19 protein-coding genes and 1 riboswitch are annotated in these 25,005 nt (G+C 67.7%); of the genes, 16 read left to right on the top strand and 3 right to left on the bottom strand.

Features of this window, described 5'->3' with window-relative positions:
* Positions 1 to 242: 242 nt before the first annotated feature.
* Positions 243 to 2,864: a valine--tRNA ligase gene (gene valS, locus ACYSM9_RS13715; protein WP_461857511.1), complete on the bottom strand. Its 2,622-nt coding sequence runs from the start codon at positions 2,862 to 2,864 to the stop codon at positions 243 to 245.
* A 63-nt stretch (positions 2,865 to 2,927) separates the two neighbouring features.
* Here valS and ACYSM9_RS13710 point away from each other — a divergent pair, with 63 nt between their 5' ends.
* A complete protein-coding gene (locus ACYSM9_RS13710) occupies positions 2,928 to 3,686 on the top strand; it encodes an SDR family oxidoreductase (RefSeq protein ID WP_461857510.1) in 759 nt (252 codons plus the stop codon).
* On the opposite strand, the gene ACYSM9_RS13705 is transcribed toward ACYSM9_RS13710, so the two are convergent.
* Positions 3,683 to 4,690, bottom strand: a complete 1,008-nt coding sequence (locus ACYSM9_RS13705) for an endonuclease/exonuclease/phosphatase family protein (protein WP_461857509.1) — start codon at positions 4,688 to 4,690, stop codon at positions 3,683 to 3,685. The genes ACYSM9_RS13710 and ACYSM9_RS13705 overlap by 4 nt on opposite strands.
* Positions 4,691 to 5,032: 342 nt before the next feature.
* Between ACYSM9_RS13705 and ileS the strand changes: the two genes are divergently transcribed.
* The 4 genes from ileS to ndk all read left to right on the top strand — a co-directional run bounded on the left by ileS (position 5,033) and on the right by ndk (position 10,660).
* Positions 5,033 to 8,350, top strand: coding sequence for an isoleucine--tRNA ligase (gene ileS / locus ACYSM9_RS13700; protein WP_461857508.1), 3,318 nt, complete (start codon positions 5,033 to 5,035; stop codon positions 8,348 to 8,350).
* Position 8,351: 1 nt separating this feature from the next.
* Positions 8,352 to 9,710 carry a bifunctional folylpolyglutamate synthase/dihydrofolate synthase gene (locus ACYSM9_RS13695; protein ID WP_461857507.1) on the top strand — a complete coding sequence of 453 codons (1,359 nt, stop codon included), beginning with the start codon at positions 8,352 to 8,354 and terminating at the stop codon, positions 9,708 to 9,710.
* 3 nt (positions 9,711 to 9,713) lie between these two features.
* The gene (locus ACYSM9_RS13690) at positions 9,714 to 10,178 is read left to right on the top strand and encodes a DUF4233 domain-containing protein (protein WP_461857506.1); all 465 of its coding nucleotides are present in this window, start codon (positions 9,714 to 9,716) and stop codon (positions 10,176 to 10,178) included.
* A 65-nt stretch (positions 10,179 to 10,243) separates the two neighbouring features.
* A complete protein-coding gene (gene ndk, locus ACYSM9_RS13685; protein ID WP_459790462.1) occupies positions 10,244 to 10,660 on the top strand; it encodes a nucleoside-diphosphate kinase in 417 nt (138 codons plus the stop codon).
* Between the two features lie 86 nt (positions 10,661 to 10,746).
* Here ndk and ACYSM9_RS13680 read toward each other — a convergent pair whose 3' ends face one another.
* Positions 10,747 to 11,418, bottom strand: a complete 672-nt coding sequence (locus ACYSM9_RS13680) for a vitamin K epoxide reductase family protein (protein ID WP_461857505.1) — start codon at positions 11,416 to 11,418, stop codon at positions 10,747 to 10,749.
* A gap of 439 nt (positions 11,419 to 11,857) precedes the next feature.
* Between ACYSM9_RS13680 and ACYSM9_RS13675 the strand changes: the two genes are divergently transcribed.
* The 11 genes from ACYSM9_RS13675 to rsfS all read left to right on the top strand — a co-directional run bounded on the left by ACYSM9_RS13675 (position 11,858) and on the right by rsfS (position 24,841).
* The gene (locus ACYSM9_RS13675) at positions 11,858 to 15,220 is read left to right on the top strand and encodes an Rne/Rng family ribonuclease (protein ID WP_461857504.1); all 3,363 of its coding nucleotides are present in this window, start codon (positions 11,858 to 11,860) and stop codon (positions 15,218 to 15,220) included.
* Between the two features lie 130 nt (positions 15,221 to 15,350).
* Positions 15,351 to 15,448, top strand: a riboswitch (TPP riboswitch).
* Positions 15,449 to 15,455: 7 nt separating this feature from the next.
* Positions 15,456 to 16,973, top strand: coding sequence for a bifunctional hydroxymethylpyrimidine kinase/phosphomethylpyrimidine kinase (gene thiD / locus ACYSM9_RS13670; protein WP_461857556.1), 1,518 nt, complete (start codon positions 15,456 to 15,458; stop codon positions 16,971 to 16,973).
* A 262-nt stretch (positions 16,974 to 17,235) separates the two neighbouring features.
* Positions 17,236 to 17,544, top strand: a complete 309-nt coding sequence (gene rplU / locus ACYSM9_RS13665) for a 50S ribosomal protein L21 (RefSeq protein WP_003803420.1) — start codon at positions 17,236 to 17,238, stop codon at positions 17,542 to 17,544.
* A gap of 61 nt (positions 17,545 to 17,605) precedes the next feature.
* A complete protein-coding gene (gene rpmA, locus ACYSM9_RS13660; RefSeq protein WP_009372867.1) occupies positions 17,606 to 17,869 on the top strand; it encodes a 50S ribosomal protein L27 in 264 nt (87 codons plus the stop codon).
* 116 nt (positions 17,870 to 17,985) lie between these two features.
* Positions 17,986 to 19,575: a GTPase ObgE gene (gene obgE / locus ACYSM9_RS13655; protein ID WP_461857503.1), complete on the top strand. Its 1,590-nt coding sequence runs from the start codon at positions 17,986 to 17,988 to the stop codon at positions 19,573 to 19,575.
* A 22-nt stretch (positions 19,576 to 19,597) separates the two neighbouring features.
* Entirely contained in the window at positions 19,598 to 20,731 is a 1,134-nt protein-coding gene (gene proB / locus ACYSM9_RS13650; protein ID WP_461857555.1) for a glutamate 5-kinase, read from the top strand.
* 26 nt (positions 20,732 to 20,757) lie between these two features.
* The gene (locus tag ACYSM9_RS13645) at positions 20,758 to 22,125 is read left to right on the top strand and encodes a glutamate-5-semialdehyde dehydrogenase (RefSeq protein ID WP_461857502.1); all 1,368 of its coding nucleotides are present in this window, start codon (positions 20,758 to 20,760) and stop codon (positions 22,123 to 22,125) included.
* Positions 22,126 to 22,203: 78 nt separating this feature from the next.
* Positions 22,204 to 22,440, top strand: a complete 237-nt coding sequence (locus ACYSM9_RS13640) for a hypothetical protein (protein WP_461857501.1) — start codon at positions 22,204 to 22,206, stop codon at positions 22,438 to 22,440.
* A 13-nt stretch (positions 22,441 to 22,453) separates the two neighbouring features.
* A complete protein-coding gene (gene nadD, locus ACYSM9_RS13635) occupies positions 22,454 to 23,110 on the top strand; it encodes a nicotinate-nucleotide adenylyltransferase (protein WP_461857554.1) in 657 nt (218 codons plus the stop codon).
* A gap of 7 nt (positions 23,111 to 23,117) precedes the next feature.
* Positions 23,118 to 24,395, top strand: a complete 1,278-nt coding sequence (locus ACYSM9_RS13630; RefSeq protein ID WP_461857500.1) for a hypothetical protein — start codon at positions 23,118 to 23,120, stop codon at positions 24,393 to 24,395.
* A 44-nt stretch (positions 24,396 to 24,439) separates the two neighbouring features.
* On the top strand, positions 24,440 to 24,841 hold the full coding sequence (gene rsfS / locus ACYSM9_RS13625; RefSeq protein ID WP_461857499.1) for a ribosome silencing factor: 402 nt from the start codon (positions 24,440 to 24,442) through the stop codon (positions 24,839 to 24,841).
* The last annotated feature ends 164 nt before the right edge of the window (positions 24,842 to 25,005 follow it).

Raw genomic sequence — 25,005 nt, 5'->3', positions numbered from 1 at the left:
CTTCGAAAGAAGCGGGACGCAGGAACCAAAGATTCAGTGATATGTAGTTTGACGCAGCCATCGGCAAAGTCGGATGCAAGCTACCAGTGACGGGGTAGTAAGACCTGAAGATCAGCGGATCCTGCCAGACCGTCAGAGCACGTCACCAGATGGCCGAAAAGTCGAAGCCCCACCAACGGCAAAACGCTGATGGGGCTTCCCCTTTGCCCTGATACCGCTCCGGTATCAGGGCTTCCGCCGTATCAGGCCTTTGCCGGTTCGTCGCTCGGCGCCAGTGCCACATCGGTCACGGCAAGGTCGCCCTCGCCGATGGCCAGGGTGATGTCCCGGGCGTTGGAAGCTGCCTTCAGGTCTGCCAGGCCAGCCTGCAGCTGGGCCGTGAGCCCCTCCGGTGCGGTGATGGTGGCGGACAGCACCTCGGTGCGCTGCTTGACCTTGGCCTCGGACTTGGCCTTCCGGACACCGCTGAGCGCGATGCCCACGGTGGCAAGCATCGTGGTGTCCCCGCCCTGGATTTCCAGCGCCGCGGGCCACGCGGCCCGGTGTACCGAGCCGGTCCGCCACCAGCTCCAGACCTCTTCGGTAGCGAAGGGCAGGAACGGGGCGAAGAGCCGCAGCAGGGTATCCAGCGTGGTGGCCAGGGCGGCCAGCACGGAAGCCTGCTCCGTGTCGCCTGCCGCGCCGTATGCGCGGTCCTTGATGAGTTCGACGTAGTCGTCGGTGAACTGCCAGAAGAACGATTCCGTCAGCTGCAGGGCCCGTGCGTAGTCGTAGTTCTCGAATGCCTTGGTGGACTGGGCGACAACGTCTGCCAGTTGCGCGAGCAGGGCGCGGTCCAGGGGATTGGTCAGGACGCTGAGGTCGCCGGACAGCACCGAGTTTTCGGTGGCGCCGAGGTTCAGCACGAACTTGGAGGCGTTCAGCAGCTTGATGGCCAGGCGGCGCCCGATCTTCATCTGCGCGATCTCGTAGGCGGTGTCGGCACCAAGCCGCGCCGAGGCCGCCCAGTAGCGGACAGCGTCGGAGCCGTATTCGTTCAGCACATCCGTGGGGACCACGACGTTGCCCTTGGACTTGGACATCTTCTTGCGGTCCGGGTCCAGGATCCAGCCGGAGATCGCGGCGTGCTTCCACGGGGCGTTCTTCTGCAGGGCGTCGGCGCGCACCGCCGAGGAGAACAGCCAGGTGCGGATGATGTCGTGGCCCTGCGGACGGAGGTCGAACGGGTACACCTTCGCGAACAGGTCCTCGTCGCGGCTCCAGCCGCCCACGATCTGCGGTGTCAGCGAGGACGTGGCCCAGGTGTCCAGGACGTCGGCGTCACCCGTGAAGCCGTTGGGCTGGTCACGCTGGGACTCGTCGAAGCCCGGCGCGGCGTCCGCGGCGGGATCCACCGGCAGCATGTCGTCCGAGGGCAGGACGGGGTTGTCATAGTCGGGGTTGCCCTGCGCATCCAGCGGGTACCAGACAGGGATCGGGACACCGAAGAACCGCTGCCGGGAGACCAGCCAGTCGCCGTTCAGCCCGGCGATCCAGTTCTCGTAGCGGGAGCGCATGAACGACGGGTGGAAGTCGATTTCCTGGCCCCGCCGGATCAGGCGTTCACGGCGGTCTTCGTCGCGGCCGCCGTTGCGGATGTACCACTGGCGGGAGGTGACGACTTCCAGCGGCTTGTCGCCCTTTTCGAAGAAGTTCACCGGGTGCGTGATCTTTTTCGGTTCACCGTCGAGCAGGTCCGCGGCCTGCAGGAGTTCCACCACGGCTTCCTTCGCGGAGAAGGCCGTCTTGCCCGCGATCGCGGCGTAGGCTTCCTTGCCGGCGCCGGTAGTGATCCAGTCCGGGGTCTCGGCGATGATGCGGCCGTCGCGGCCCATGATGGCCCGGGTGGGCAGCTGCAGTTCGCGCCACCAGGTGACGTCGGTCAGGTCACCGAAGGTGCAGACCATCGCGATGCCCGAGCCCTTGTCCGCCTTGGCCAGCGGGTGGGCCTTGACCTCAAGTTCGACGTCGAACAGCGGGGACCGCACCGTCTTGCCGAACAGCGGCTGGTACCGTTCGTCGTCCGGGTTGGCCACGAGCGCGGCGCAGGCGGCCAGAAGCTCCGGTCGCGTGGTCTCGATGAACACCTTTTCGCCGTCTTCGGTGAAGAAGGGGTAGCGGTAGTAGGCGCCGGGGACTTCGCGGTCCTCGAGTTCGGCCTGGGCCACGGCGGTGCGGAAGGTGACGTCCCACAGGGTGGGTGCCTCGGCCATGTAGGCGTCGCCGGCGGCCAGGTTGGCGAGGAAGGCGCGCTGGGACACGGCGCGGGAGGTGTCGTCGATGGTGCGGTAGGTCAGGTCCCAGTCCACGGACAGGCCCAGGGTCTGGAACAGGTTCTCGAAGACCTTCTCGTCCTCGACGGCGAGTTCCTCGCAGAGTTCGATGAAGTTCTGGCGCGACACGACGTCGAAATCACGCTGGTTCTTGGCTGGCTGCGCCGGCGGGCGGTAGCCGGCGTTGTAGGGGATGGCGGGATCGCAGCGGACACCGTAGTAGTTCTGGACGCGGCGTTCGGTGGGCAGGCCGTTGTCATCCCAGCCCATGGGGTAGAAGACGTTCTTGCCGGTCATGCGCATGTAGCGCGCCTGGACGTCCGTCTGGGTGAAGGAGAACATGTGCCCCACGTGCAGGGAGCCGGACGCGGTGGGCGGGGGAGTGTCGATCGAGTAGACCTGCTCCCGGGTGGTGTCCGGATTGAACTTATAGGTCCCCTCGGCCAGCCAGCGGGTGGTGAGGGCCGCCTCGAGTCCTTCGAGGGCCGGCTTGTCCGGAACGTTGATGGGGGCGGTGGTGGGCGTGTCTGTACCCTGCGTGTCTTCAGCCATTGGGCAATTCTTTCATGCCCCCTTCCTTCCCGCCGAACCGGCTGATCCCGTTAGGGTGGTGCCATGACTGAGGACTTGCAGAACAAGGCAGCACTGGTGACCGGCGCAAGCAGCGGGATCGGGGAGGCGACAGTCCGGGCCCTGCGCGCCGACGGGTGGACGGTCTTCGCCGTTGCACGCCGCGAAGACCGCCTCGCCGCGCTTGAAAGCGGCACCGGCGCCATTGCCATTCCCGCGGACATAGCAGAGGACGACGACGTGTCCCGGCTCCTCGCCCAGGTCACCGCGGCGGGCGGCATCGATACCCTCGTCAACATCGCCGGCGGCGCCCGCGGGGCTGACAAGGTGGGGGACGCCAGCACCGAGGACTGGGAATGGATGTACCGTGTCAACGTCCTGGGTACCATGAAGCTGACCCGCGCCTTCCTGCCCATGCTGCGGGCCAACGGCAAGGGCACGGTGCTGAACCTCACGTCCACCGCGGGCCTGGACGCCTACGAAGGCGGCGGCGGCTATAACGCCGCCAAATTTGGCCAGCACGCCATGACCACCGCGCTCCGCCTGGAAGAAGCCGAGAACAACGTGCGCGTCATCGAGGTGGCGCCGGGCCTGGTACAGACCGAGGAGTTCGCCCTCAACCGTCTCGGGAACGCCCAGGCCGCGCAGAAGGTCTACCAGGGCGTCGCGGAACCGCTGACCGCGGAGGACGTGGCGGATGTGGTCCGCTACGCCGTCACCGCGCCCCACCACGTCAACCTGGACCAGATCGTCATCCGCCCGGTGGCGCAGGCGGCCACCCACAAACTGATCAGGAAAAGCTAGGCGACGTGGATCCTCAAGGTGGCCACCACGGCGGCGTGGTCGGTTCCCCCGATCCGGTGCACTGAGTATGCGGAGCCGCTGATGTCCGGACTGGTCACCAGGTGGTCAAGGGTGATGCGGGGCAGCCGGTAGTCCTGCATCGGCCAGGTGGGCACCAGCCTGGCGCCCTGCGAGGCCGCAACGTCCACCAGGGCGCGGCGGCCTCCGGTTCCGGCCAGCAGCGCCCGGAACTCCCGGTGGTCGTATGTTGCGTTGAAGTCACCGGCCAGCAACAGGGGCCCGGAACCGTTGTCGGCCCCGGCCACTGCCGCAAGGTCGCTGCGCCATTGGTCCACGGCGTCGCCCGCAGGCGCCAGGGCATGCACGGCCACCACCCGCAGGGCGGCGCCGCTGCCGTCACCGAGGTCAAGCCTGGCCACGGGCATGCTGAAAGGGGTGTCGGGGATGACGCCGGACTCGGTGAGGTTGTTCGAGGCATAGATGGCGCTGCCGCCGGCACCATCCCTGGCGTGGGAGATCCGGCGCGGCAGCAGCGCGTCCAGCCCCGCCGCCGTGAGTCTTTGGGACAAGTCCGGCGTGAACTCCTCCACCGCGAGCAGGCCCACGTGCCGGTCGCGGACCAGGGCCACGATCCCGTCGGCATCCGCGCGGCCCACCTCGGCATTGATGGTCATGGCCACCAGGCTGATCGGCGTGCCGGCTGCGTCAGCGGCCGGTTCCCTGATGTCCAGCGGGTAGAGCCAGAACGCCTGGCACCCCAGCAGCGCCGCCGCTGCAGCCTGCTGCCAGCGGCTGCGCCCCAGGAAAGACAGCAGCAGTGCAACGGAGGCTGGTGCCACCAGCCACGGTGTGAAAGCCACCAACTGCACCGGCAGCACGGGCCACTCCACCGGCAACGCGCGGAAGGCGGACACTGCGGCTACCGGCGCGGCGGCGGGTAGGAACAGCCACCTGCAGATTTTGGCGGCACGCCGTCCCGCAGCGGGGCGCGGGGAAGCTGTCATGGGGCGAGTCTAGGCAACGCGCGGCCTGAATGGCACTGGTGGGGCCGCAATAGTAGACTCGGGAGTGGCTATGACCCGGCAATCACCGGTGAGCTTCCGGAAGAACGCGCGGCCAGTCCGCAGGGACAGGGCGCGCCAGTAGAACCGGACGGGTAAGCCCGTCACAGCAGTAATGAGAGGCCGGGGCAGCGCCCGTTCCCGAGGGAACACGCGGCGCCGGTAAGTGAGGTGGTACCGCGGTGCGCGTGCAGTCCAGGGACAGCACGGACGCCGTCCTCGCATCCTGAACTGAATCTTCGGCTTCTGCCGGAGACTCACCACGCTCAACCCAGGATGTCGAAAATGACGTATTACCCCAAGGCCTCAGCCTCCAGCAACGGCAGTGCCGGCGTTTCCGCTTCCGTGAAGTTTCCGGAGATCGAAGAGCGCATCCTGAAGTACTGGGACCAGGACGGCACCTTCCAGGCCAGCATCGACCAGCGCAGCGCCGACGCCCCCGGCGGAGAGCCCGGGAGCAACGAGTTCGTGTTCTACGACGGCCCTCCCTTCGCCAACGGCCTGCCCCACTACGGCCACCTGCTGACCGGCTACGCCAAGGACCTGGTGGGCCGCTACCAGACCCAGCGCGGCAAGCGCGTGGAACGCCGGTTCGGCTGGGACACGCACGGGCTGCCTGCCGAGCTTGAGGCCATGAAGCAGCTGGGCATGACCGACAAGACCCAGATCGAGGCCATGGGCATCGACAAGTTCAACGACGCGTGCCGCGCATCCGTCATGAAGTACGCGGATGAATGGCGCAGCTACGTCACCCGGCAGGCCCGGTGGGTGGACTTCGACAACGACTACAAGACGCTCAACGTCGAGTACATGGAGTCCGTCCTGTGGGCGTTCAAGCAGCTGCACGACAAGGGCCTGACGTACAACGGCTACCGTGTCCTGCCGTACTGCTGGAAGGACGAAACACCGCTGTCCAACCATGAGCTGCGGATGGACGACGACGTCTACAAGAACCGCCAGGACCAGACGGTGACGGTCACGTTCCCCATCCTCGCGGGGGATTCGGAGCTGTCCAGGCAGCTGGCCGGCGTGCAGGCGCTCGCCTGGACCACCACCCCCTGGACGCTGCCCACCAACGCCGCGCTCGCCGTCGGGCCTTCCATCACCTACGCCGTGCTGCCGGCAGGCCCCAACGGCGTCAAAGCCGCAGCTGCGGACGCCCCCGTGGCGGGCAGCTTCCTGCTCGCCGCCGACCTGGTGGGCGCCTACGCCAAGGACCTCGGGTACGACAGCTTCGAGGAAGCCCAGGCCGCCGTGGTGTCCACGCACACCGGTTCGGAACTGGAAGGGCTGGCCTACCAGCGGCTCTGGGACGACTTCAGCGACAACGAAAAGTACGGCATGGAGAATGCCTGGCGCTTCCTGGTGGCCGACTACGTGACCACCACCGACGGCACCGGCATCGTCCACCAGGCACCGGCCTACGGCGAGGACGACCAGAAGGTCTGCGAGGAGGCCGGCATCCCCGTCGTGCTCTCCGTCGATGAGGGCGCCAAATTCCTGCCGCTGTTCAAGCACGGCGACCTCCACGACATCGCCGGCCTGCAGGTCTTCGAGGCCAACAAGCCCATCACCCAGGTGCTCCGCGCCCAGGGCCGCCTGGTCAAGCAGGCCAGCTACGAGCACAGCTACCCGCACTGCTGGCGGTGCCGCAACCCGCTGATCTACCGTGCCGTGTCCTCCTGGTACGTGGAGGTCACCAAGTTCAAGGACCGGATGTCCGAACTGAACCAGGACATCAACTGGATCCCGGGCAACGTCAAGGACGGCCAGTTCGGCAAATGGCTGGAAAACGCGCGCGACTGGTCCATCAGCCGCAACCGGTTCTGGGGCAGCCCGATTCCCGTGTGGCAGTCGAGCGACCCCGAGTACCCGCGCACCGACGTGTACGGCTCCCTCGCCGAGATCGAGGCGGACTTCGGCCGGCTGCCCCTGAACAAGGACGGCCAGGTGGACCTGCACCGGCCGTTCATCGACGAGCTCACCCGGCCCAACCCTGACGACCCCCGCACCCCCGAAGAGGGCCAGTCGGTGATGCGCCGGGTGGAGGACGTCCTGGACGTCTGGTTCGACTCCGGTTCCATGCCCTACGGCCAGGTGCACTACCCGTTCGAGAACGAGGCGTGGTTCAACACCCACAACCCCGCCGACTTCATCGTGGAGTACATCGGCCAGACCCGCGGCTGGTTCTACATGCTCCACATCCTGTCCACCGCGCTGTTCGACCGGCCCGCGTTCCGGAACGTCATCAGCCACGGCATCGTGCTGGGCTCCGACGGGCAGAAGATGTCCAAGAGCCTGCGCAACTACCCGGACGTGTCCGAGGTCCTGGACCGCGACGGCTCCGACGCCATGCGCTGGTTCCTGATGTCCAGCCCCATCCTGCGCGGCGGCAACCTGATCGTCACCGAGCAGGGAATCCGCGATGGCGTGCGCCAGGTCATCCTCCCGCTGTGGAACGTGTACAGCTTCTTCACGCTGTACACCAACGCGGCCAACGGGGGAGCGGGCTACGACGCGAAACTGCGCTACGACGGCTACAAGGACACCCTGGACCAGTACCTGCTCGCCAACACCGGCGACCTGGTGCGGGACATGACCGGCCAGCTGGACACCTACGACATCTCGGGTGCCTGCGACTCCCTGCGCAGCTACCTGGACATGCTCACCAACTGGTACGTCCGCCGCAGCCGCCAGCGGTTCTTCGATGAAGACCAGGACGCCTTTGATGCCCTGTTCACCGCACTCGAAGCCGTCGCCCGCGCCGCGGCGTCGCTGCTGCCGCTGGTGGCCGAGGAAATCTGGCGCGGCCTGACCGGCGGCAGGTCGGTGCACCTTGCCGACTGGCCGGACGTGGATCTGTTCCCCGCGAACCCGTCCCTGGTCGAAGCCATGGACCGGGTCCAGCAGATCTGCTCCACCGGCTCCTCGCTCCGGAAGGCAGCCAACCTGCGGGTCCGCCTCCCCCTGCAGGAACTCACCGTGGTGGCACCCGGTGCGGGCGCGCTCGACGGCTTCGCCGCCGTCGTCGCCGACGAACTCAACCTCCGTTCCGTCCGCCTGCTCGACGCCGAAAGCGCCTCCCCGGAGGAGTTTGGCATCCAGCAGAAACTGGTGGTCAACGCCCGCGCCGCCGGCCCCCGCCTGGGCAAGAATGTGCAGGTGGCCATCAAGGGGTCGAAGTCCGGCGACTGGTCCGTGGACGAGAACGGCCTGGTCACCGCCGGCGGGCTCCAGCTGGAACCCCAGGAGTACACGCTGGAAACAGTCGTGGCGGATTCCGACGGCGGGGAAGGGGCCTCGAAGGCCGTGGCGGTGCTGCCCGGCGGCGGCTTCGTGGTGCTCAACACCGAGGTGACTCCCGAACTCGAAGCCGAGGGCCTGGCCCGCGACATGGTCCGTGCCATCCAGCAGGCACGCAAGGACGCCGGGCTCAACGTGAGCGACCGGATCCGGACCACCGTCACCGCACGGCAGAACGTGGTGGACGCGCTGTTGGCCAACGCTGAACTGGTCAAGGGCGAGACGCTGACCGTGGATCTGGCCGCTGAACCTGCCGATGTGCCCGAGCCCGCCGTCGTGGTCGAAAAAGTGGAGGCCTAGGATGACCGACGAATTTTCCGTGGAAAGCGTCTACGCCGAACTGCTGGGCCGGGCGCCGGAAAACAAGATGGAGCCGCGGCTGGCCCCGCTGTTCCGGGCCATGGACGTGCTGGGCGAGCCGAACAAGGCCTACCCGATCATCCATGTGACCGGGACCAACGGCAAGACGTCCACGGCGCGCATGATCGAATCGGTCCTGCGCGCCCACGGCCTGAGCACGGGACGCTACACCAGCCCGCACTTGTCCAAGGTCACCGAGCGGATCAGCATCGACGGCCATCCGGTGTCCGACGAAACCTTCGTGCGGATCTGGGACGAGATCCGCCCGTACCTGCAGATCGTGGACGCCGAACTCGAGGCGGAGGGACAGCCGCGGCTGACCTACTTCGAATGCCTCACCATCCTTGGCTTCGCCATCTTCGCGGACCAGCCCGTCAACGTGGCCATCATCGAGGTGGGCCTGGGCGGCATTACCGACGCCACCAACGTGGGCGACGGCCAGGTTTCCGTGATCACCCCGATTTCCCTGGACCACACGGACCTGCTGGGGGACACGACGGCGGACATCGCCTACGAGAAGGCCGGCATCATCAAGCCGGGCGGCTACCTCATCAGCGCCGCCCAGCCGCTGGACGCCGCGCAGGTGCTGCTGGAGAAGGCCAAGGAAGTGGGTGTGCCATTCCGCTTCGAGGGCGTGGAGTTCGGCGTCGAGTCCCGGACCGTGGCCGTGGGTGGCCAGATGGTCACCATCCAGGGGATCGCCGGCCGCTACCCGGACCTGCTCGTGCCGCTGCACGGTGCCCACCAGGCACAGAACGCAGCCGTGGCAGTCGCTGCCCTGGAAGCCTTCTTCGGAGGTGACAAGGAACTCAACGCAGAGGTCCTGCAGGAGGGCTTCGCCGCGGTGACGTCCCCCGGTCGGCTCGAAGTGGTCCGGACCGCGCCGACCATCATCGTGGATGCCGCCCACAATCCGGGCGGCATCCAGGCTTCCGCAGCCGCCCTGCACGAGGCGTTCACCTTCACCCGGCTTGTCCCCGTGGTGGGTGTCCTCAAGGAAAAGGACGCCGAGGAAATCCTCCGCCAGCTCAAGGAATCACTGGGCGACATTGCCGAGGAATACTGCTTCACGCAGTCCAACTCCCCCCGGGCCGTCCCGGCCGCGGAACTGGCCGAGCTCGCAGTCGACCTGGGCTTCGGCGAGGACAACGTCCACATCGCCGAGAAACTGGACGATGCCCTGGAATGGGCGGTGGAACGGGCCGAAGCCAACGAGGACCTTTCCGGCGGAGTGCTGGTCACGGGCTCGATCACGCTCGTTGCCGAAGCGCGGATCCTGCTCGGAAAGACGGAGGCGTAGCCCGTGGCACGACTGACCAAGGCCCAGCGCGAATGGCGCCCGGGCATGCCCAAGAAGCGCCGCTCCACCAAAGTCATGTTCGCCTCCACGGTGCTCCTGCTGGAAGCGTTCGTGATGTTCTTCGCCACCCTTGCGGTGTTCGGCCTGCGCCGCGGCGAGTTTCCGCCCGCACTGATCCTCGGAGCGGGCATCGCCCTCAGCGTCGTGATGGTGCTGGCCTGCGCGGTCCTGAACAAACCCTGGGGCGTGGCACTGGGCTGGATCCTGCAGGTCGTGCTGATCCTGACCGGCATCTTCGAACCTGCCATGTTCCTGGTGGGTGCGCTGTTCGCGCTGGCCTGGTGGTACGGAATCCGCACCGGCATCCGGCTGGACCGCGAAGCCGCGCAGCGCGAACGTGAACAGGCCGAGTGGGAAGCAGCGCACCCGGACCAGGCCTCCGGGCCGGCGCAGCCGCAGTCGCCTTAGGGCGGGCCGCGGCGCCGGGCCCCCGTAGACTTATCCCAAACCCCCACCAACGCATTGGAGCAGTTGTGACTACAGAGCGCACCCTCGTCCTGATCAAGCCCGACGGCGTCGCCCGCAACCTGACCGGAGCCATCCTGGCCCGGATCGAAGCCAAGGGCTACAGCCTTGCCGAACTGAAGAAGGTCGACGCCACCCGGGAGCTGCTGGAGCAGCACTACGAAGAGCACGTCGGCAAGCCGTTCTACGAGCCGCTGGTGGAGTTCATGCTCAGTGGACCCGTGGTGGCGGCCATCTTCGAAGGCCACCGCGTCATCGAAGGCTTCCGCTCCCTGGCAGGCACCACCGACCCCACGACGGCGGCCCCGGGCACCATCCGCGGCGACTTCGGCCGTGACTGGGGCCTGAAGGTCCAGCAGAACCTGGTGCACGGATCGGACTCCACCGATTCCGCCGAGCGCGAGATCAAGATCTGGTTCCAGTAACCCGGTTCCTCCGCGCGAAGTGACAGATAAGGCCAATGTTCCTCGTGAACATTGGCCTTATCTGTCATACGGCGGGCGCGGACGGTTTAGAAGCCGGACGTTCCCGCGAAAACCTGGATGAAGGCGAAGAAGATGGTGGCGATGACGGCTACGTAGAGCAGCGCCGTGATGATCCAGCCGGAGTCGCCCAGCACGCGCGCCGCGCCGGCCGGCATGGGGATGACGCCGGCGGAGATGTTCCTGATGGTCGTCCAGACGAAGAGCGGGATCATGGCCGCCCACACGATCATGCAGAACGGGCACAGGATGTGGATGGCGTAGAGCGCCTGGGACCACAGCCACACCACAAAGGCGAAGCCCAGGGTCACGCCCGCCTGCAGGCCAAGCCAGTACCAGCGGGCGAAGGAAGCACCGGAGAGCAGCGCCATGCCCACGGTGATGGTCACGGCGAAGGCCACGATGCCAATGAACATGTTGGGGAAGCCGAACAACGAACTCTGCCAGGTCTGCATCACCTGGCCGCAGGAGATCCACGGGTTCACATCGCACACGGTGGTGTGGTTGGGATCCTTCAGTACCTCGAGCTTTTCCAGGACCAGGGTTCCGGAGGCGAGCCAGCCCACCACCCCGGTGATGACCAGCAGCCAGCCAAAGGGACGGTTCCGGGCCATGGCCGGGACGGTCTTTGCAGTACTGCTGACGGGGTCGGCGGCGCGTTCCTGCGCGTGGCTGCCGCTGACAGGGGAGATGCTGGGCATGGGTGTGGCGTCCTTTTCGTCCGGTGCTGCTGTGCCTGATTGTAACGCCGGCGGCTGGAGACCTTCTTCAGTTTGCCGGGGCAGGGGCACCGCTTCCGCCGGGATTTAGCCCGGGTGTGAGAGAATGAACGTGGCTGGAAGCCGATCCACATTCGGACTCCGGTCCGGTGGCTTGTTCCCAAGACCGCCAATGACGAGCAGGGCAGGCTTCGGATGCTTCCGACATTCCCGCGACTCCATTGAGCGGCACCTGGTTGTGGCATGTAGAACAACGGGTTTTCAGAACAGCCTCCGGCTCCTACGGGCTGCCGCACCCTCCATGCCGGTGCGAACCTGGGAGTATCCACGTGACTTCTGTCAACGCCTGCGGGTTTTGACAATATGTGCCCCAATGGGTGCCGGATGTGGCGGTACGTCAGGGGCAGGAGTGTTGCCACATATGGACAATGAGCTTGAACTGGCCGTTAATGATGAGGCCGCGGCCGCAGGGACTGCAGCTGCACCGAAGAAAGCCACGCGCACCCGCCGGAAGGCGGCGCCCAAAGCCGATGAAGCCCCGGCTGCAGCGCCGGAAGACGTTGCCGTGCCGACTGACGCGGCCGCCGGTGCCGAACCCAAGGCCCCGGCGCGGCGCACCCGGGCACGGAAGAAGGCCGACGCCACCGAACCCCTGCCGGCCTTCACCGCCGACGACGACGGGTCCGCGGAGGTTGCGCAGGACACCACTGCTGCACCCGCCACCGCCCCCGCCGCCGAAGTACCGGAAGCGGACGCCGAGACGAAGCCCGTCCGCCGGCGCCGGGTAGCAACCCGCAAGGCAGCGGCTCCCTCGCCGGCCGTCGAACCGGCTGTCGAAGCGGCGGTTCAGGACGCCACCGGCGGCCAGCCCGCCGAAGACCAGGCCGACGAAGTGCAGCAGCTGCAGGCCGCCGAAGCACAGGACTCCGAAGCGCAGGACACCGAAGCCCTGGACTCCGAAGCGCACGACGCCGGCGCGGAAGCCGCCGCACCCGCGGTGGCAGAACCCGCCGTCGGGACCCCGGCCGAACCGCAGGAAGTGACCAACGCTGCCGCGGAACCTGCGCAGGAAGAAAAGCCAGCGCCGGCAGAGCCCGAAAGCCCCTTCACGTCCCTGTTCATGGAACCGGGCTCTCCGACGTCGGTGCTGTTCCAGGCCCCGGACCTGAGCGCGGTGAAGCGCCCCGCGCCCGCCGCCGCGGAACCGGACGAGGACGAAGAAGAAACTGAAGCGGAGGACTCTGCAGGACGCCGCCGGCGCCGCAGCCGGGGCCGGCGCGGCCGCAGCCGCATCGGCGAAGCCGCCGAGGATACCGAGGGCAGCACCGATTCCGACGCCGACGGCGCGGAGGACACGGACGAGGACACCGGCGGGCAGCTGGAGGACGGCGTCACCTCGCGCCGCCGTCGCCGCCGCCGCCGTGGCGACCAGGACCTTGAGCTGACCGGCGGCGGGGACGACGACCCGCCCAACACCGTGACACGCGTGCGTGCCCCCCGCTCCGTGAGCGAGGCGCCGGCCAGCGACCGGGTGGCCAGCGTCAAGGGCTCCACCCGCCTGGAAGCCAAGAAGCAGCGCCGCCGCGAGTCCCGCGACACCGGCCGCCGCCGCACCGTGATTACCGAAGCGGAGTTCCTGGCGCGCCGGGAGTCCGTCGACCGGCAGATGATCGTCCGGCAGCGCGACGACAGGATCCAGATCGCCGTCCTCGAGGACGGCGTCCTGGCCGAGCACTTCGTCTCCAAGACCCAGCAGGACTCCCTGATCGGCAACGTGTACCTGGGCAAGGTGCAGAACGTGCTGCCCTCCATGGAGGCTGCGTTCGTCGACATCGGGCGCGGCCGCAACGCCGTGCTCTACGCCGGTGAGGTGAACTGGGAGGCCGTCAACCTCGAAGGCAAGCAGCGCCGCATCGAAAACGCCCTGAAGTCCGGCGACACCGTCCTGGTCCAGGTGACCAAGGACCCCGTGGGCCACAAGGGCGCCCGCCTCACCAGCCAGATCTCCCTTCCGGGCCGGTACTTGGTCTACGTGCCGGGTGGTTCCATGACCGGCATCTCCCGCAAGCTGCCCGACGTCGAGCGCAACCGGCTCAAGCGCATCCTCAAGGACCGGCTCCCGGAGCAGGCAGGCGTCATTGTCCGCACCGCTGCCGAAGGCGCTTCCGAGGAGGAGCTGACCCACGACATCAACCGCCTCCGTGCCCAGTGGGAGGGGATTGAAAGCCAGTCCACGTCCACGAAGATCCTGGCGCCGGAACTGCTGTACGGCGAACCGGACCTCACCATCAAGGTGGTCCGGGATGTCTTCAACGAGGACTTCTCGAAGCTGATCGTGTCCGGCGAAGAAGCGTGGGACACCATCGAGGCCTACGTCACCTATGTGGCGCCGGACCTGGTGGGCCGCCTGGAAAAGTGGACCAAGGACCAGGACATCTTCTCGGCCTGGCGCATTGACGAGCAGATCCACAAGGCCCTGGAGCGCAAGGTCTTCCTGCCCTCCGGCGGCTCCCTGGTGATCGACCGGACCGAAGCCATGACCGTGGTGGACGTCAACACCGGCAAGTTCACCGGCAGCGGCGGCAACCTCGAAGAAACAGTCACGAAGAACAACCTCGAGGCTGCCGAGGAAGTGGTGCGCCAGCTCCGCCTGAGGGACATCGGCGGCATCATCGTCATCGACTTCATCGACATGGTCCTGGAATCCAACCGCGACCTTGTACTGCGCCGCCTGGTGGAGTGCCTGGGCCGGGACCGCACCAAGCACCAGGTGGCCGAGGTCACCTCGCTGGGCCTGGTCCAGATGACCCGCAAGCGCATGGGCACCGGCCTGCTCGAAGTCTTCGGCGAGCAGTGCGAGGCCTGCGCCGGCCGCGGCGTGGTCACCCACGACGACCCCGTGGAGCACCGCCGTGCCAACATTGTCGCGGCGGAGCACCACGTACAGCGTTCGGACAACCGGCCCGAATCCAGGCCGGAAGCATCCCGGAACGAGGGGCACCGGACCGACAACGGCCAGCCCGCCGGACGTTCCGAGCGCAAGCGGCGGCGCGGGCGCGGCGGCCAGCAGCCGGAAGCTGCCCCGGCGGCGCCCGTGCATGTGCACACCGTCCATCCGGACCCGGCCGACGCCGAGCGGCACGCGAAGGCGGAGGCCACCAGGCTCGCCCTGGCCAACATCGCCGCTGCCGCCCACGCGGCGCACCTGCACGATGACGAGGTTGCGGCCGCCCGGCAGGCGGCGCCGGCCCAGCCGCTGGTGCAGCAGGAGTCCCCGGCAGAGCCGGAGAAGCACGACGCCGGCACCCGGCCGGCTGCCGTCCTCACCTTCGGCGGCGAAACAGTGCCGTTGCCGTTCGTGGACCACGCAGGGGAGCAGCAGGCCCAGCCCGCGCTCACCCTGGACCGGCTCGCGGAAGCTTTCGCGCACCTGGGACAGCCCGCTCCTGCCGTGGAAACCGCGCAGCCTGCTCCCGCGGTGGAAACCGCGCCCGCCGAGGCTGCGCCGGAGGCCAATCCTGCGGCGGCCGGCCCGGAAACGGCAGCGGCTGCCCCGGACCAGTCCCGCCAGCGCCGGCCGCGGCGCCACCGGGGTGCCAGCCGCGCCCAGGGCGCTGCCAACGAGACCACCGTCCAGCACCACGAGAGCGCGCCGGGGTCCGCCGCCGGGCACTCGCACGAGGCCAAGGCTCCGGAAACGGCGAAAGCCCAGTCAGCCGCTGCTGGCAAGCCCGCCGAGGAACCGATTATCCTCGGTGTCGGAGTGCCCGCGTCGGAGCTCTAGGCGCCAACGCATCACCGGAAGTCCCCGCGCCGCGGGCCGTTTCCCTCACGCCAGGGGAACGGCCCACGGGCGGGGACTTCCTGCATCCGCGGCAGTCACCTATTGCGGGCCGGCCATAACAGCTAGTCTGGAAACCGACACGGGGTGCCGCGCACAGGGCCGGCTGAGATCCACACCCGTTGAACCTGTCCGGCTAGTACCGGCGAAGGGATGTCCGTTGTCTTCGACCCTTTCCATGCCCCTGCCAGCTGCGTCCGGAAGCGCCGTGAAGCCAGCGGGGCGCGCGATCCCACGGGTCCTGTCCATCGCAGGATCCGACCCCTCCGGTGGCGCCGGCATCCAAGCCGACCTTAAGAGCATCGCCGCGCACGGCGGGTATGGCATGGCAGCCATCACCGCCCTGACAGCGCAGAACACCCGCGGCGTCCAGGCGGTCCACGTTCCCCCTGCCGCCTTCCTGGCCCAGCAACTCGAGGCGGTCAGCGACGACATCTGCATCGACGCGGTTAAGATCGGCATGCTGGGCGACGACGCCGTCATCGGCATCGTCCGTGACTGGCTTGCCGCGGTGCGTCCCGCCGTCGTGGTCCTGGACCCGGTGATGGTGGCCACCAGCGGCGACCGGCTGCTGAAGGAATCCGCGGAAGCCGCGCTCCGTGACCTGCTGCCCCTGGCCCACCTCATCACCCCCAACCTGCCCGAGCTTGCCATGCTGGTGGGCGAAGAGCAGGCGCAAACGTGGGCGGCGGCACTGGAGCAAGGGCGGCGGCTGGCCGACGCCACCGGTGCCACCATCCTGGTGAAAGGCGGGCACCTGGGCGGATCCGCCTGCCCGGATGCGCTGGTGAACACCTCCGGCCAGCTCTCCAGCGAAGTGGTGGAGGTGCCTGGAGAGCGGGTGCCCACCCGCAACAGCCACGGGACGGGCTGCTCGCTGTCCTCCGCGATGGCCACCGTGCAGGCGCGCGTGGGCAACTGGGAAGCATCCCTGCGTACGGTCAAGCCGTGGCTGGCCGGAGCCCTGGAAAACTCCGGACAGCTGGAGGTGGGGCAGGGGAACGGGCCCGTCCACCATTTCCACCACGTCCGGCCTTCCCTGCCGGAGGGCGGCTTCGCGGCACGGCTGTGGTCCGAATCCGAGCCGTACCTGGCCGAAATCCATGAGCTGGACTTCATCCGGGGCCTGGCCGGCGGCCACCTTCCCGAGAAAGAGTTTGCCTACTACCTCGCCCAGGACGCGATCTACCTCAACGGCTACTCCCGGGTCCTGGCGAGGGCCAGTGCGCTGGCCCCGTCGGAGGCGGAACAGCTGTTCTGGGCCGGGTCTGCCCGGCAGTGCCTCGAGGTGGAATCGGAGCTGCACCGGTCGTGGCTGAGCACCCGCCCGGCGCAGCGCGGCCTGGGCCCCGTGACCAAGTCCTACGTTGACCACCTGACCGCGGCATCGGCGTCGGGCAGTTACGCGGTGCTGGCCGCCGCGGTCCTGCCCTGCTTCTGGCTCTACGCCGAAGTGGGCGAAAAGCTGCACGCCCAGTTCCTGGCGGCGGGGGAGCCCCACGGCCACCCGTATGCGGACTGGCTGCGCACCTACGCCGACGAAGCCTTCGCCGAGGCCACCCGCCAGGCCATCTCGATTGTGGACGCGGCCGGGCGGAACGCCCCTGACAACGAACGGGACGCCATGGTGACGGCCTTCCGGCAGTCCTGCCAGCTCGAAGTCGATTTCTTCGACGCGCCGCGGCTGCATTCCTGACGTTCCGCCGGCAACTGCGCCGGTATCATGGAACGGCACGGTGACGGCGCGGCCGTGGGCCTGTGGTTACTATCACAACCCACCCGCCGGAACCAGCCTCATTTGCGGCCGGAGATGAAACTAGCGTATTCTTGATCTTCGGTGCTTACGCCAACACTTGGGTTTCTAACCCCACGGCGTTGAGGCACAGCGAGAAACCAGGCTTATTGAGCCGGTACCGCACGCAATTTTGTTATAAACGTCGAGAGAAGTGAGTTCCCAAGTGGTGTACGCGATTGTCCGCGCAGGCGGCCGCCAAGAGAAGGTTTCCGTTGGAGACTTCGTTACCCTGAACCGCGTCGCCGGTGGAGCCGGCAGCACCATCGAGCTGCCCGCCCTGCTCCTGGTTGATGGTGACAAGGTCACCTCCGCCGCCGCCGACCTGGCCAAGGTTACTGTTACGGCTGAAATCCTCCAGGACCTCCGCGGTCCGAAGATTGTCATCCAGAAGTTCAAGAACAAGACCGGCTACAAGAAGCGCCAGGGTCACCGCCAGGAACTGACCAAGGTCAAGATCACTGGCATCAAGTAACCTCCGGTTACTGTTCAGGTATTTCAACAGATTCCCCAGAATTTAAAGGCAGGCATTTCAGATGGCACATAAAAAGGGCGCGAGCTCCACTCGCAACGGCCGCGACTCCAACGCTCAGTACCTCGGCGTCAAGCGCTTCGGCGGCCAGGTGGTTTCCGCCGGCGAGATCATCGTCCGCCAGCGTGGCACCCACTTCCACCCGGGCGCCGGCGTTGGCCGTGGCGGCGACGACACCCTGTTCGCGCTGACCCCGGGCGCCGTCGAATTCGGTACCCGCCGCGGTCGCCGCGTCGTCAACATCGTTGCTGCTGCAGCTGCAGAGTAACAACCAGTTCTGAAGTGGTGGAGCGGGCCTGTTGGTCCGCTCCACTGCTCTTTTAACCGCATTACAATCGATGTGGCGTCCGCGGGCGCCGCATAAACAGCTTTGAGGAGATCCACGTGGCCAGCTTTGTAGACCGGGTAGTCCTGCACGTATCCGGCGGGACCGGCGGCCACGGTTGCGTCTCCGTCCACCGCGAAAAGTTCAAGCCGCTGGGGGGGCCCGACGGCGGCAACGGCGGCAACGGCGGCGACGTGATCCTGCGCGTGGACCACCAGACCACCACGCTCCTTGACTACCACCACGCACCACACCGGCACGCCAGCAACGGCGGCCCGGGCATGGGGGACTGGCGCGGCGGCAAGAACGGGGAGACCCTCGTGCTGCCCGTACCGGACGGCACGGTAGTCAAATCCAAGGACGGCACGGTCCTGGCGGACCTCGTCGGCGAAGGCACCGAGTACGTTGCGGCCGCCGGCGGCCTGGGCGGCCTGGGCAATGCCGCCCTCTCCTCGCAGAAGCGCCGGGCACCCGGTTTCGCCCTGCTGGGCATCGAAGGTGATTCCCGCGACATCGTGCTCGAACTGAAATCGATCGCCGACATCGCGCTGGTGGGTTTCCCGTCGGCAGGCAAGTCCAGCCTCATCGCCGCCATGTCCGCCGCGCGGCCCAAGATCGCCGACTACCCGTTCACCACGCTGATACCCAACCTGGGCGTCGTGCAGGCGGGCGACGTCCGTTTCACCATCGCCGACGTGCCGGGGCTCATCGAGGGCGCCAGCGAAGGCAAGGGCCTGGGCCACAACTTCCTGCGCCACGTTGAGCGCTGCGCGGCCCTGGTGCACGTGCTGGACTGCGGAACCCTGGAATCGGACCGCGACCCCCTCTCGGACCTCGCCATCATCGAAGGTGAGCTGGAGAAGTACGCCGTGGACATGAGCTACGCCGGCCAGGACGGCCAGGTGGTTCCCTTGAACCACCGCCCGCGCCTGGTGGCCCTGAACAAGGTTGACCTGCCGGACGGCAAGGACATGGCGGAGTTTGTGCGGCCCGAACTGGAGTCCCGCGGCTACCGCGTCTTCGAAGTGTCCGCCACCAGCCACGAGGGACTGCGGCAGCTCGGCTTTGCCATGGCCGAAATCGTCCAGGCCGCGCGTGACGCCGTCGAAGCTGCGCCGCCCAAGGTCCAGCCTGCCGTGCTGCGGCCCCGGCCCGTCAACGAAACCGGGTTCAAGATCCGGCGCGAGGAGAAGAACCTGGAGCCGCTGTTCCGCGTCCTGGGCGAAAAGCCGGAGCGCTGGGTCAAGCAGACCGACTTCACCAACGAGGAAGCCATCGGCTACCTGGCCGATCGCCTGGCCAAGCTGGGCGTGGAAACAGAATTGTTCAAGCAGGGCGCCAAGCCAGGCGACACCGTGGTCATAGGCGAGGATGACGGCGTCGTCTTCGACTGGGAGCCCACCATGATGGCGGGGGCTGAACTCCTGGCCTCGCCGCGCGGCACCGACGTCCGGTTCGCCGACATCGGCGACCGCCCCACCCGCAGCCAGAAGCGCGAGGAGCAGCTGGAGCGCCGCGAGGCCAAGGCTGCCGCCCGTGCCGAGCTTGAAGCGGAACGCAAGGCCGGGATCTGGACGGAATCCGTCAGCGGACGCCGCGCTGCCCAGCCCCTCAGGGAGAGCGGAGTGGAAGCGGACGATGACTTCTAGGGCCATGGCGACTTCCAGGGCCATGGCGGCCGAACCGCTGGCGCCCGCCGACAGAAGCGTGCTGGCGCAGGCCCGCCGCATCGTGGTGAAGGTGGGATCGTCCTCGCTCACCAGCATCAAGGGCGGAATTTCGGAAGAAGCGCTGACCGCCCTCGCGGACGCGCTGGCGGCGAAACGCAACGAGGGAACCGAGATCATCCTGGTCTCCTCCGGTGCGATCGCCGCCGGGCTGGCTCCGCTCGGCCTGGCCAAACGCCCCCGCGACCTCGCCACCCAGCAGGCGGCGGCGAGCGTGGGCCAGGGCCTGCTGATGGCCCGGTACACCCAGGCGTTCGGTGCACACGGCGTCACGGTCAGCCAGGTGCTGCTGACCGCAGAGGACCTGATGCGCCGCAGCCAGCACAGCAATGCCCTGCGCGCGATGGACCGGCTGCTCAGCCTCGGCGTGGTTCCGGTGGTCAACGAAAACGACACCGTGGCAACCCACGAAATCCGCTTCGGCGACAACGACCGGCTCGCCGCGCTCGTGGCACACCTGGTGCGCGCCGATGCGCTGGTGCTGCTCTCCGACGTCGACTCCCTCTACGACGGGCCGCCCGCCCACGGCGCCAAGCGCATCCCGCTGGTCACCGGCGCCCACGACCTTGACGGGGTGTCCATCGGCAAGGCAGGCAAGGCGGGTGTGGGGACTGGCGGAATGCAGACCAAGGTCGAGGCGGCCAGCATGGCTGCAGGATCCGGCATCCACGCCCTGGTGACGTCCACCCCGAACGCGGCGGCAGCCCTGAACGGCGAAGACGTGGGCACCTGGTTCACGGTCAACGGTGCCCGCAAGCCCGTCCGCCTGCTCTGGCTGGCCCACGTCGCCTCGGTCCAGGGGCGCCTGGTCCTCGACGACGGCGCGGTCCGCGCGGTACGGCACCACCGCACCTCCCTGCTCCCTGCCGGAATCTCCTCTGTACGCGGCGACTTCGAGGCCGGGGACGCCGTCGAACTCGCTGCTGCGGACGGAACCGTCATCGCCCGTGGCCTGGTGAATTATTCGTCGGACGAGCTGCCCCGCATGCTGGGCCGGTCCACCCACGACCTGGCCGAGGAACTCGGCACCGGCTACGACCGCGAAGTTGTTCATGTTGATGACCTGGTGCTGGTCTGAGCCCGCGGCTCGCCTAAACTTGGACCATGACTGAAGCCCTGATCCACCACACTGCCGAAAACTCCGGAGCCGCTGCCGCCGAGGCCCAGCCGCGACCGGCATCTTCCGCAGCGCAGGCATCAGCCGAAGCGCCCGGTGGCGTCGAAGCGGCAGTCCACGCCATCGCCGACCGTTCACGCCACGCCGCGCGCCGGATGGCCGTGGCCAACCGGGCCTGGAAGGACCGCGCCCTCCGGGCTGTCGGGGCCGCGCTCCGGGAAAACGCCCGGGCAGTGCTCACCGCCAACGCGCAGGACGTTGCCGCAGGAAAGGCCAACGGGACCTCGGCGGCGCTCCTGGACCGGCTCACCCTGAACGAAACCCGCATCGCCGGCCTCGTGGCCGCACTCGAAAACCTTGCCAACCTTCCCGACCCCGTGGGGAACGTGGTCCGCGGCCAGACCCTGCCCAACGGGCTTCGCCTGCGCCAGGTCAACGTGCCCATGGGCGTGGTGGCCGCCATCTACGAGGCACGCCCCAACGTCACCGTGGACATCGCCGGACTGGCGCTCAAGAGCGGCAACGCCGTCATCCTGCGCGGCGGCAGCGCCGCGGAGGCCACCAACCAGGTCCTGGTCCGGGTGCTGCGCGAGGCCCTCGAATCCGTCGGTCTTCCCGCTGACGCCGTGCAGACCGTCGACCAGTATGGCCGCGCCGGCGCCAACGTCCTCATGAAGGCCCGCGGCCGGGTGGACGTCCTGATTCCCCGCGGCGGACGCGACCTGATCCAGTCCGTGGTCACCAACTCCGCCGTGCCGGTCATCGAGACGGGGGAGGGCAACGTGCACATCTTCATCGATGAATCGGCCGACGAAAACATGGCCGTGGAGATCCTGCTCAACGCCAAGACCCAGCGCCCCAGCGTCTGCAACACCGTGGAGACGCTGCTGGTCCACTCGGGCTCCACTGTGCTTCCCGCGGTCGCCGCCGCCCTGAGCGCCGCGGGCGTCCGGCTCCACGCCGATGACCGCATCCGGGCCGCACTGCCCGCCGGAATCGACGCGCAGCCGGCCACGGACGAGGATTGGGGCACGGAATACATGGACCTTGACCTCGCGGTGGCCATGGTGGACAGCATGGACGAAGCGATGCAGCACATCCGCACCTGGTCCACGGGACACACCGAGGCGATCCTCACCAACAGCCTGGCCAACGCGGAGCGGTTCATCGCGGAGGTGGATTCGGCGGCCGTGATCGTCAACGCCTCCACGCGGTTCACCGACGGCGGAGAACTCGGCCTTGGCGCAGAGGTTGGCATCTCCACACAGAAGCTGCATGCCCGCGGTCCCATGGGGCTGACCGAACTCACCACCACCAAGTGGATCGTCCAGGGCGAAGGCCAGGTCCGCGCGTAGCAACGCGGTAACATAGACCAGAACGTCAAAGGCAGCGGAACGTTCCGCTGCCCCCACATCATCACCATAGGGGAGAAAATGCTCCAGCAGATTGCCACGTCCGTCGCCGCCGCAGGTGAAGCAGGCCATGAGGAGCTCGCTCCGCTGTGGGCCGAGCCGTGGGTCTTCGGAGTCAGCATGTTCGCCATCTTCGTGGTTCTGATGTTCATCACGCTCTCCTACAACAACCTGGGCAACCGCCACGCAGCCACCGAGGAGCACGCGGATCCGCACCGCCAGCACCCCAACAAGCACGATCACGGGCAGGGCCACTAAGATTTCCCACAACCTGCACCGCAATGGTGCCCGGGGCCGGCTGCGGCTGGGCGTGATGGGCGGGACGTTCGATCCCATCCATCACGGCCACCTGGTGGCAGCCAGTGAAGTCGCGGCCGAGTTCGACCTCGACGAGGTGGTCTTCGTCCCCACCGGGCAGCCATGGCAGAAGTCCCACAAACAGGTCAGCGAGCCAGAGCACCGTTACCTCATGACCGTCATCGCCACGGCCTCCAACCCACGGTTCACCGTCAGCCGGGTCGACGTGGACCGCCCCGGTCCCACATACACCATCGACACCCTGCGTGACCTGCGGGCCCAGCGGCCGGACGCCGACCTGTTCTTCATCACGGGCGCGGACGCGCTGGCGCAGATCCTGTCGTGGAAGGACATCGACGAACTGTGGTCCCTGGCCCATTTCGTCGGCGTCACCCGGCCGGGCCACGTCCTGGACGGCATGGGCCGCAAGGATGTCAGCCTCCTCGAAGTGCCGGCCATGGCCATCTCATCAACGGACTGCCGGACCCGGGTGGCCAAGAACGACCCCGTCTGGTACCTCGTCCCGGACGGAGTGGTCCAGTACATCGCCAAATACGGTCTTTACTCCGAGGTGCCCGCCAACGGCAACGGTCCAACTTCCGAAGCACGCGAACCAGCCAGTACTGAATGAGTTCTCCATGAGTCAGGAACAGCCCCCCATCCGCAGCCGCCGGGAACTCCGGAAGGCCAGGGACGCCCAGCAGGCAGCCCAGCCCGCCACGGAGCAGCGCCCGCCGGTGGCGGACCGGCCCGTACCCGCTGCGCCTGCTCCTGCCCGTCCCGTTTCCCGGGATGCTGCCGCCCGCCCCGGCCCTGGGGCCGAACACCGGTCCGCCGCCGAGGCTGCGCCTGCCACCGAGCGCTCCTCGCAGATCCGCGCCCGGGACCGCGCCGCGTTGCGCACCATCAAGGAACTCGAGGAAAAAGAGGAGCAGCTGAACGCCGGCGGCCCTCCCACCCGGCGGCAGCTGCGGCTGCAGCAGCTCAAGGAACAGGCGCTCACGGCTGCCAACCCCGTGGTTCCGCCGGCAGACGGCTCCGCGCCAGCCTCGCAGAAGACTCCCGCAGCCCCGCCATCCGCGGGCTCCGCACCGGACCAGCCCGGCCCGGGAACATCGCCGCAGGCTGCTGCCCGGCCTGCAGCGCCCGCGCCGCAGGGTATGACGGTTGAACAGGCCCTCGCCGCGAGGGCACTGATTGCCGAGCAGGCAAAAAACCAGATCGCCAAGATGGAGCACATCGCGTCGCTGGATCCCGAGGCGGTGGACCCCGAGATCCTGGCCGAACAGATTGCACTGGCCGAGCGGGCCGCCGTCCTGAACCGCAGGGCCATGGCGCGGCAAAAACTCGCCGAACAGGCCGGGGGTGCGGCCCCTGCACCCAAGGATGCAGCCACCACGGACGCAGCCACTAAGGAAGCTGCTGCCAAGGATGCCCCCGGGCCGTCCACTGCCAGCAACCTGGCCATGGTGACGCCACTGGAGTTCGTCCAGGTGCCCGGCGTCGACCGTCCCGTCATGAAACCGCCGGCAACGTCGCACGTGCCGGTCACCACCCGGCCCGGAACGAAGGTTCCGCCCGGAGGTGGCAAGCGGAAGCCAACCGCCCGGCCCAGAACCTCCGCGGCCGACGCCGGCAACGGCCGGTCACAGGTTATTGCGCGGGCAGAAGCCGCGGCCAAGGCTGCGCGCCGTCCCAAGCCCGTGGTGCTCCCGGAGAACCAGTCCGGCGACCTCTTCGACGAGCTGCCCCGGATCCCGGCGCGGGACGCCCACGGACTTGATCCACTGGACGCGGCAACGGCCGGGCTGGCGCGCGCCCGGCGGAACCGTATCCTGCAGTTCTGCATCCTCGCCTTCGGGATCCTCGCCCTCGTGTCCGGCATCATCCTGATCATCAGCGGCATGTCGCGCTGACCGGCTCGTTGAGCCACCCATACTTGAACCCACAAAGGAGTCCCGTGACTGCATCAGAAACATCCATCAGCCTGGCACGAACAGCCGCCAAGGCCGCCGCGGACAAAATCGCGCAGGACATCGTCGGCCTGGACGTGAGCGAACGCCTCGCCCTCGCCGACGTCTTCCTGATCGCCTCGGCGCCCAGCGAACGCCAGGTCAATGCCATTGTTGACGGCATTGAAGAAGAACTCGGCAAGCAGGGCCTGCACCCGGCACGCCGCGAAGGCCGGTCCGGCGGCCGGTGGGTCCTGCTGGACTACTCGGACATCGTCATCCACGTCCAGCACGAGGAAGACCGCGTCTTCTACGCCCTGGAGCGGCTCTGGAAGGACTGCCCCGTGGTGGACCTGCAGCTGCCCGCCGACGCTCCTGCCACCGCCGGCGCCGCCGCCGACACCGAGTAACCGGCGGGGAATATTCCCGATTTGGAATTTTTGGAATTGCTGTTCTAAGATATTTGAGTTGCTTCGGGGGAGACCACGAAGAAATGCTCGACAAGGGCAGCAACAATCCGGGGCTGTGGCGCAGCTGGTAGCGCACCTGCATGGCATGCAGGGGGTCAGGGGTT

Source organism: Arthrobacter sp. C152 (assembly GCF_054890965.1).
This window is presented reverse-complemented; position numbering and strand designations above follow the sequence as displayed.